The sequence below is a fragment of the Bradyrhizobium sp. Leo170 genome, from assembly GCF_004296405.1.
Classification (GTDB): Bacteria; Pseudomonadota; Alphaproteobacteria; order Rhizobiales; family Xanthobacteraceae; genus Bradyrhizobium.
The window spans coordinates 1-8,812 of the sequence record NZ_PSRR01000357.1; the positions used below are offsets into that span (position 1 = coordinate 1).

General features: G+C 62.3%; 6 protein-coding genes and 2 pseudogenes. All 8 read left to right on the forward strand.

Going from position 1 to position 8,812, the window contains the following annotated elements; genetic code table 11:
- The first annotated feature begins 612 nt into the window (after positions 1-612).
- Entirely contained in the window at positions 613-1,326 is a 714-nt protein-coding gene (gene tolQ / locus CWO89_RS36560) for a protein TolQ (protein ID WP_027579741.1), read from the forward strand.
- A 41-nt stretch (positions 1,327-1,367) separates the two neighbouring features.
- Positions 1,368-1,841, forward strand: coding sequence for a biopolymer transporter ExbD (locus tag CWO89_RS36565; RefSeq protein ID WP_130583240.1), 474 nt, complete (start codon positions 1,368-1,370; stop codon positions 1,839-1,841).
- A gap of 29 nt (positions 1,842-1,870) precedes the next feature.
- The gene (gene tolA, locus CWO89_RS36570) at positions 1,871-2,851 is read left to right on the forward strand and encodes a cell envelope integrity protein TolA (protein ID WP_130583243.1); all 981 of its coding nucleotides are present in this window, start codon (positions 1,871-1,873) and stop codon (positions 2,849-2,851) included.
- A 110-nt stretch (positions 2,852-2,961) separates the two neighbouring features.
- Positions 2,962-4,251, forward strand: a complete 1,290-nt coding sequence (gene tolB, locus CWO89_RS36575) for a Tol-Pal system beta propeller repeat protein TolB (protein WP_394568754.1) — start codon at positions 2,962-2,964, stop codon at positions 4,249-4,251.
- Between the two features lie 182 nt (positions 4,252-4,433).
- Positions 4,434-6,758: a putative bifunctional diguanylate cyclase/phosphodiesterase gene (locus tag CWO89_RS36580; RefSeq protein WP_130583241.1), complete on the forward strand. Its 2,325-nt coding sequence runs from the start codon at positions 4,434-4,436 to the stop codon at positions 6,756-6,758.
- A 164-nt stretch (positions 6,759-6,922) separates the two neighbouring features.
- A complete protein-coding gene (locus CWO89_RS36585) occupies positions 6,923-7,657 on the forward strand; it encodes an N-acyl amino acid synthase FeeM domain-containing protein (protein WP_130583242.1) in 735 nt (244 codons plus the stop codon).
- Between the two features lie 273 nt (positions 7,658-7,930).
- Positions 7,931-8,421, forward strand: a pseudogene (gene pal / locus CWO89_RS36590) (peptidoglycan-associated lipoprotein Pal).
- A 138-nt stretch (positions 8,422-8,559) separates the two neighbouring features.
- A pseudogene (locus CWO89_RS36595) lies at positions 8,560-8,812 on the forward strand (tol-pal system protein YbgF); the annotation flags it as partial.

An 8,812-nucleotide genomic window follows, 5' to 3' on the forward strand; every position in this document is an offset into this window, starting at 1 on the left:
TGCAACCAGCACCCGGCTTTCCCTGCGCCCTCTGTTGATTGAGAGGGTGAAACGAACGCAAACCTCGGGCAATCAATGCCGCGAGAACGCGGATTCACATCCCCTCCGCTGTTTGACACCTGAATCGGAACTCACCCCGTCATTGCGAGCGGAGCAATCCATACCTCCGCGCGCTGAGAGATGGATTGCTTCGCTCCGCTCGCAATGACGGCGTCCTCCCAGTTCAAGCCAGGAACGACAGGGGAGGGAACCCCGCCCCATCGGGTAACCGGCCGGATTTCCTGCATTTCCAGCCGTCAAAGCCGACTTTGGTAACCTCGCATTAACCACGGTTAGAGTCTGGTGAGGGGCGGAAATGACGGGCGAACAGCCCTTGTTTTGACATGTTGGCGGAGGAAGCAGGGCCGGGCCTTGGACGGCCCTCCCATGCGACAGATGAAAGCTTTTCGCGGCTGGCGCTTACCGCCGCGCTGGGCGCGCGGCTGCTAGGAGCGGCTCAAGCGAGGTGGAGACCGGTTCGCGTGAGGAAAACGCGTCGAAACGAAAATCCGGGACCGGCAGCCATTTGCTCCGGGAAGGACAGAGGATCTTTGCGTTGAAAGGATATTGCCGATGAATCCCGCCGACGTGGCGCAGGCAGCGCTGCCCATGGCCTCGAGCGACGTTTCGCTGATCGCGCTGTTCCTGCAGGCCCACTGGGTCGTGAAGGCGGTCATGCTCGGGCTGCTCGCCTGCTCGGTCTGGGTCTGGGCGATCGCGATCGACAAGATCTTCCTGTATTCGCGCACCCGCCGCGCGATGGACCGGTTCGAGCAGGCGTTCTGGTCGGGGCAGTCGATCGAGGAACTCTATCGCACGCTGTCGGCCAAGCCGACCCAGTCGATGGCGGCCTGCTTCGTGGCGGCGATGCGCGAATGGAAGCGCTCCTTCGAGAGCCATTCGCGCTCCTTTGGCGGCCTTCAGATGCGGATCGAGAAGGTCATGAACGTGTCGATCGCGCGCGAGGTCGAGCGGCTGGAACGGCGGCTGCTGGTGCTCGCGACCGTCGGCTCGGCCGGCCCCTTCGTCGGCCTGTTCGGCACCGTCTGGGGCATCATGTCGAGCTTCCAGTCGATTGCGGCATCAAAGAATACCTCATTGGCGGTGGTGGCGCCGGGTATCGCGGAGGCGCTGTTTGCGACCGCAATCGGCCTGATCGCCGCAATTCCGGCGACTATTTTCTACAATAAGTTCATTTCCGAGGTGAACCGGCAGGCCCAGCGCCTGGAAGGCTTTGCCGACGAGTTCTCCGCGATCCTGTCGCGGCAGATCGACGAACGGGCCTGATGAGGCGACCTGTGATGAACGCAAGCGGTGGGTTCTAGAGCATGGCGATGAGCATGGCGGGTTCGTCGGGCGGCGGTGGCCGCCGTGGCCGGCGCCGCGCCGCCGTGATGGCGGAAATCAACGTCACGCCGATGGTCGACGTGATGCTGGTGCTGTTGATCATCTTCATGGTCGCGGCGCCGCTGATGACGTCGAATATCGACATCGACCTGCCGATCGCGAGCGGCGGCAAGTCGATTGCCCAGAACACCCCGCCCTTGACGCTGTCGGTCAAGCGCACCGGCGGGAGTTGCAATTCGAGCGTGGAACTCTATCTCGGGGACGCCTCGATCTCGGCTGCCGACCTCTTGCCCAAAATCAAGGCTATCCGGGAGACCCGATCGGATAACGATGCCGTGGTATATCTGCGCGGGGACAAGGACGTCTGTTACACGGATATGATGAAGCTCTTGGGCCAGATTCGCACCGCCGGCTTCAAGGCCAACATCGTCATCATCCCGGAGGGGGGATCTTGAGATCTTAAGCTGTGGCAGAGCAGGGTAAGTTGAAGGTCAAGGTCGACAAGACACTGGTGGCATCGATCGCCCTGCACGTCCTCGTGCTGGGATGGGGCCTCGTGTCGTTTTCGTCCAGGGCCTACGTCCTGCCGGACGAGGAGACCGTCGCGGTCGACGTCATTTCTTCCGACCAGCTTGCCCATGTGATGGCCGGCCAGAGGACCGGCAAGAAGGAAAATCCGAAGCCGCTGGTGGAGAAGGTCGCCGAGGCCAAGCCGGTCGACGACGCCGTCGGCAAGATCGAGGACAAGAAGCCGCCCATCGTCACCGATACCGCCCCGCCGCCGACCCCGAAGGTGGAAGAAAAGCCGGTCGAAAAGAAGCCCAATCCGCCGAAGCCGGTCGTCGAGAATAAACCCAAGGAAGAGCCGAAAAAGGAAGAGGCCAAGAAGGAAGAGCCAAAGCAGGAGCCGAAGCAGGCCGAGAAGAAGCCTGATCCCGTGAAGCCCGATCCGATCGCCGAGGCGATCAAGAAGGAAGAGAAGAAGCCGCCGCCGAAGCCGCAGCAGCAGGCCGCCAAGCCGCCGCCGGAGCAGAAGCTGAAGGAGCGCGTGTTCGACCAGTCGAAGATTGCAGCCCTTCTCGACAAGCGCGATCCGACGCGCCAGGCGGCGGCCGGCGACACCCTCAATTCGAACGCAGCGCTCGGCCTTGCCCATGGCAAGGCCGCCGACAATTCGGCGACCTGGGGCGCGATGTTCAAGAGCCAGGTGGAGCGGTGCTGGAAGAAGCCCTATGGCGGCATCGAGGCGCAGCAGACCGAGTCCGCCTTCGTGATCCGCCTGAAGCGCGACGGCACGCTGGAGGGCATGCCGGTGCCTGAGGGCACGCCGGGGACGCCTTATTTGCGCGTCTATCAGGAGAGCGCGCTGCGCGCGATCATCGAATGCCAGCCGTATAATCTGCCGGCGGCTTTCTTCGACGAATGGAAATATTTTTCGCCCGTGTTCACCGAACGAAAGACCTGAGCGCGATGTGCGCTTGAGGTCCCATGAAGCAAAGTTCGCCAACGATGACCAATCAGAACAAATCGTTTGAGACGTTTTTCCGCCCGAGCCGCCGCCAGATCATTTCCAGCATGGCCGCGCTCGGCACCGTTGCCGCCGCACCGCGCGGCGCATTTGCGCAGGCGCCGAAGCGCGTGCCGATTCCCGAGGGCGAATTCGCGCCATTGCCGATCGCGATCCCGAATTTCACGGCTGGTACCCCCGGGGATACCGAAGTCGGTGCCGGCGTCACCCAGGTCATCACCAACAATCTCAAGCGCTCGGGGCTGTTCGCGCCGATCGACCAGGCCGCCTATCTCGAGAAGAACATCAATATCGACGCCGCGCCGAACTTCCAGAACTGGAAGTCGGTCAACGCGCAGGCGCTGGTCACCGGACGCATGACCCGGCAGAACAATGGGCGCGTGAAGGCGGAATTCCGCCTCTGGGACGTCAATACCGGCCAGCAACTCGCCGGCCAGCAATACGACACCTCGGCCGAATATTGGCGGCGCATCGCGCACATCATCTCCGACCAGATCTATGAACGGCTGACCGGCGAGAAGGGCTATTTCGACACCCGCATCGTCTTCGTCGACGAGACCGGACCGAAGGAGCGCCGCGTCAAGCGGCTCGCGCTGATGGACCAGGACGGCGCCAATGTGCGCTACCTGACCCGCGGCTCCGACCTGGTACTGACCCCGCGCTTTTCGCCGTCGACCCAGGAAATCACCTATATGGAGTTCGGCCAGGGCGACCCGCGCGTCTATCTGCTCAATATCGAGACCGGCCAGCGCGAGATCGTCGGCAATTTCCCGGGCATGTCGTTCTCGCCGCGGTTCTCGCCAGACGGCCAGCGCATCATCATGAGCCTGCAGCAGGGCGGCAACTCCAACCTGTTCGTGATGGATCTGCGGTCGAAATCGATGACGCGGCTGACCGACACGCCGGCGATCGACACCTCGCCATCTTTTGCACCCGACGGAACGCGTATCTGCTTCGAGTCCGACCGTGGCGGCAAGCCGCAGATCTATGTGATGGCGGCAAACGGCGGGCAGGCGCAGCGCATCTCCTTTGGAGACGGCAGCTACTCGACGCCGGTGTGGTCGCCGCGCGGCGACTACATCGCCTTCACCAGGCAGGGCGGCGGCCAGTTCGCGATCGGTATCATGAAGCCCGATGGCTCGGGCGAGCGGATCCTGACCTCGGGCTATCACAATGAGGGGCCGACTTTTGCGCCGAACGGGCGCGTCGTGATGTTCTTCCGCGATCCCGGCCAGGGACCGTCACTCTTCACCGTCGACGTTTCCGGCCGCAACGAACTGCGCGTGCCGACGCCGGGCTTCGCGTCCGATCCGGCGTGGTCGCCGCTATTGTCGTAAATTGTCGGGCTTTGCGGGTAACCATTCTCGTTAACCGGCAAATTTTTCCTAGTTCATTGAAATAGAAAGAGAATTTCCGCTGCATAAAACTCGAAACAAGGTCTTGGTAACGATATTCCCTCAGAAAGACTTCATCAGCGCTGGGTAAAACTGCACGTTACAACAGGACGTGTGCCCAGCTCATGCAGTTTGCCAATCAGACGGGAGAGTCGGACCGGCAGATGTCGCCAACGATCGCGGCTGCGCTGGTCGATTCCCTGTTCATGAATCCCGCGCCGATGATCTTCGGCGCCTTTGGCCCGGCCATCGCCGGCTCGGTGATCGCCGCCGTCACCGGCGACATCCTGATGTGGCTGTGCGTGCCGCTGTTCATCGTGGTGGGGCTTGGGCGCGCTCATCAGATGTACCGTTACCAGCAGCGCAACTCGCGGCTCACCGTCGCGGAGTCCGTCGGCTGGGAGCAGCGCTACCGGTTCGGCGCCGTCGCCTATGGCGTCGCGCTCGGCATCTGGGGGATAACCGTTCTGCTGCGAACCAGCGATGCGGCCGCCCACATGCTCTGCGTGACGACGGTGGTGGCCTATACGTCGGCTGGGGTTGGGCGGACATTCGGCCGCCCGCGGATCTTCCACCTGCATTTGCTGTTGTCCATCGGACCCCTGATCTTCGCGTTGTTCTATGTGGGCGGCGCCTATTACATCGCGCTTGCCCTCCTGAGCTTTGTCTTCTTCGTTTCCATCCGGCACCTGACATCCAGCCTGCAGCGGATCTACGTCAACGCATGGATCGCGAAGGAGCGGGAGGCGGCGCTGGCCGGCCAGTTCGATACCGCGCTGAACAACATGCCGCACGGCCTGTGCATGTTCCGCGACGACGGCGGCCTTGCGGTGATGAACTACCGCTTCAGCGAGATGATGGGCCTGCCGGAAGACCTTGTGCAGCGCGGGCTGCGCGCATCCGACATCATCTCGGCATGCGTGAGCGCCGGCTCGATCTCAGAGGCGAGCGGCAGGACGATCCTCGCCGAGATCGAGCACACCCAGATGCGGGTCGTGATCACGAGCGCCCCCGACCTGACCAACAACCGCGCGCTGTCGTGGACGTTTCAGGCGATGGCCGATGGTGGCACGGTTGTGTTGCTTGAAGACGTTACCGAGCGGCGCAACGCGGAAGCCCGCATCACCCATCTGGCGCGGTATGACGAACTCACGCAATTGCCCAACCGCCTCAATTTCCGTGACGAGATCGGTCGTCTCCTGGCGCGGCCGAGAGGCGCGCAGTTGTCGGCACTGCTGTTTATCGACCTCGACCAGTTCAAGCAGGTCAACGATACGCTCGGCCATCCCTGCGGCGACCAGCTCCTCTGCGCGGTAGCCGGCCGGCTCCGCGAAATGCTGCGGCCGGAAGATTTCGTGGCGCGCTTCGGCGGCGACGAGTTCGTGGTGTTCCAGCAGGACATCAAATCACATGAGGACGCGGCCAGCCTTGCACGTCGCATTGTCGATCGGCTGAGCGAGCGCTACAAGATTCACAATCACCTGGTCGAGATCGGGGCCAGCGTCGGTATCGCCATGACCTCGCCGGGCGTCAGCGCCGACACGCTTTTGAAGAACGCCGATATGGCGCTCTATCGTGCCAAGGCCGACGGGCGCGGCACGTTCTGCTTCTTCCGCGACGAGATGGCCCAGATCGTCGAAGCGCGCCGCATCCTCGAACTCGACCTGCGCAAGGCGCTGGCGAACGAGGAGTTCGAGCTCTATTACCAGCCGCTGGTCAATCTCAAGACCGGCAGGATCACGACCTGCGAGGCGCTATTGCGCTGGAACCACCCGGTGCGCGGCACGGTCTCTCCGATCGAGATCATTCCGGTGGCGGAGGACATGGGGCTGATCGTCGATCTCGGCCGCTGGATTCTCCGCAAGGCCTGCATGGAATGCATGACGTGGCCTGAATCCGTCAGCGTCGCGGTCAATTTGTCGCCGCAGCAGTTCCATCAGCGCGACGTGCTGAGCGAGGTCCGCTATGCGCTGGAGGTTTCGGGCCTGCCGGCGCGACGTCTTGAGATCGAGATCACCGAGTCCTCACTGCTGCGCAATACGCAAGTGACGCACGACGTGCTGTCGCAGCTACACGCGCTGGGTGTACGGATCTCGCTTGACGATTTCGGCACCGGCTATTCGAGTCTGAGCTATCTGCACAACTTCCCATTGCAGAAGGTCAAGATCGACCGCTCATTCCTCGAAGGCATCGACACCGACCGACCGCTGACGCTTTTGCGCGGTGTGGCGCGGCTTTCCGCCGATCTCGGCATGTCCGTCGTGGTGGAAGGCATCGAGACCAACGAGCAGCTAGATCTCGTCAGCGCTGACGGCGCGGTGACCGAGGCGCAAGGCTATCTGTTCAGCCGCCCGGTACCTGCGGTGCGTATACGGCAACTCCTCACCGCCTCTCATGGCCGCCGTCCGGAAGACTTGCTGAAGTTGGCATCGTCGCGGTCGATTGCCTGAGACCGTCCCTCTACCGGTAGCTCCGCGGTGCCACCGACGCATGGCTCGCGCGCGAGCCCCGCGTCGATTAACCGTATTGCCGCGATCCCTTTGCAATAAATTAAGATGCTGTTAATCTTTTTGACACGCGCAGAAGTTGCTCGAAGGTGTAAGGATTGAACATAATGCCCGCGGTGGAGGCCACCAGGCCGGCAAGCGGACGGCTTTCGGACCCGCTGGATCAAGTCGATTATCGCCTAGCGCAAACCCCAGCCGAAAAGGAAGATATCTACCGGCTCCGCTATCGCGCTTATCTGCGCGAACGAGCGATCGAACCGTCGGCGGACGAGCGCGTCGTGGATCAGTATGATGATGCCGCCAACGTTTGGACGTTCGGCGTGCACTTTAACGGCGAACTCTACAGCTCAATTCGCATCAACGTCGTCACGCCGGAGTGCCGGATCTCGCCCTCCGTCGACGTGTTTGGTGACGTGCTTCATCCCAAGCTTGATCAAGGGCTGGTCTTCATCGACTCGACGCGCTTTGTCGCCGATCCGGAAAAGGCGCGGACTGTTCCGGAACTGCCCTACGTGACGGTTCGGCTCGGATCGACGGCTGGCGTTCACTTCAACGCCGACTATGGATTGGCCATGGTGCGTCCCGAGCATATGGCGTTTTACCGTCGGGTGTTCCTGCATGAGGCTTGGTCCGAGCCGCGCATCCATCCGGGCCTCTTGAAGCCCGTCGGACTGATGGCCGCGCACTTGCCTGCGGTGCGTGAGCGGGTGCTCGCCCGCTACCCCTTCCTGCGTTCAAGTGCGTTCGAGCGGCGGATGCTGTTCGAGCGGGGGCGGGGTCAATCTGGTACCACTGATGTCCGGCCCTCCTTCGCGCAAGCGTCGATCGTTCCAAGTTCCTGAATAGTCCGGCTTCGCCCGAACTGTCGCAGAAGTCCCGCACTTTGCGCAGATTCTTCCCGGTAAAGCCGGGAAATCGGCGATTCCGGCTGCCTCCGCGCTTGTCTTCACCCTCGCGCCACATTTACAACCCATTAACCATCGGGGGCGCTTTTCGCCGTTTGTCCGCATTTGATCGGGTCTGGCAAGGTCCCATCAAGGTTGACGGAACGTTCGCTTAACCATCGCCCTGTAGATCGGATGAGAATTCGAAAACGTGAGCGTGGAGGCTCCGGAATGAAATACCAGATGCGAATCCTCCAGGGATTGAAGCTCGCCGCGGTGCTCGCGGTGGCGCTCTCGATGGGTGCTTGCGCCAAGAATAATCTCGGCGCCGAGGGCGCGATGGCGAACGCGGCGACCCCGGGCAGCCAGCAGGATTTCGTCGTGAACGTCGGCGACCGCGTTTTCTTCGAGAGCGACCAGACCGACCTGACCCCGCAGCGATCGCGACCCTGGACAAGCAGGCGCAGTGGCTGCAAAGCTACAACCGTTACAGCTTTACCATCGAAGGCCATGCCGACGAGCGCGGCACCCGCGAATACAATATCGCGCTCGGTGCGCGTCGCGCCCAGGCGGTTCGCTCCTATCTCGCCTCGCGCGGCATCGATCCGAGCCGGATGCGCACCATCTCTTACGGCAAGGAACGTCCGGTGGCGGTCTGCAACGACATCTCCTGCTGGTCGCAGAACCGCCGTGCCGTCACGGTGCTGAACGCGAGTTCGTGAGCTTCCGAAGATTTCCGCGATTTGCCGCCGGCGCCGAGAGGCGCCGGTTTTGTTTGAACGTTGATTTGCTTCAGTCACAATTCCGGCGTACTCCCTGCATCAGTGTGGTTCCGCGTCGATTTTCGTCGTCAGGGCAAGATGTCATCCAGATTTCTTAGAGTTACGCGCGCCGCGGCGATTGCCGCGGGACTGGCTGTTTCCGCACCGGCCTTCGCACAATCCGACGATGCCGACCTCGAAATGCGGGTCCAGCATCTGGAGAACCAGCTTCGACAGTTGACCGGCCAGAACGAGGAACTGCAGTATCGTAACCGCCAGTTGGAGGAGCGCCTGCGTCAGTTCGGCGCCGCGCCGTCCGGCCCGGGCGGTGCGGCTGCGGCCACCCAGCCCG

Bases quoted from the DNA above. Each gene is read 5' to 3' on its own strand.
- tolQ (WP_027579741.1), top strand. From the start codon at position 613: ATGAATCCCGCCGACGTGGCGCAGGCAGCGCTGCCCATGGCCTCGAGC.
- CWO89_RS36565 (WP_130583240.1), top strand. From the start codon at position 1,368: ATGGCGATGAGCATGGCGGGTTCGTCGGGCGGCGGTGGCCGCCGTGGC.
- tolB (WP_394568754.1), top strand. From the start codon at position 2,962: ATGGCCGCGCTCGGCACCGTTGCCGCCGCACCGCGCGGCGCATTTGCG.
- CWO89_RS36580 (WP_130583241.1), top strand. From the start codon at position 4,434: ATGCAGTTTGCCAATCAGACGGGAGAGTCGGACCGGCAGATGTCGCCA.
- CWO89_RS36585 (WP_130583242.1), top strand. From the start codon at position 6,923: ATGCCCGCGGTGGAGGCCACCAGGCCGGCAAGCGGACGGCTTTCGGAC.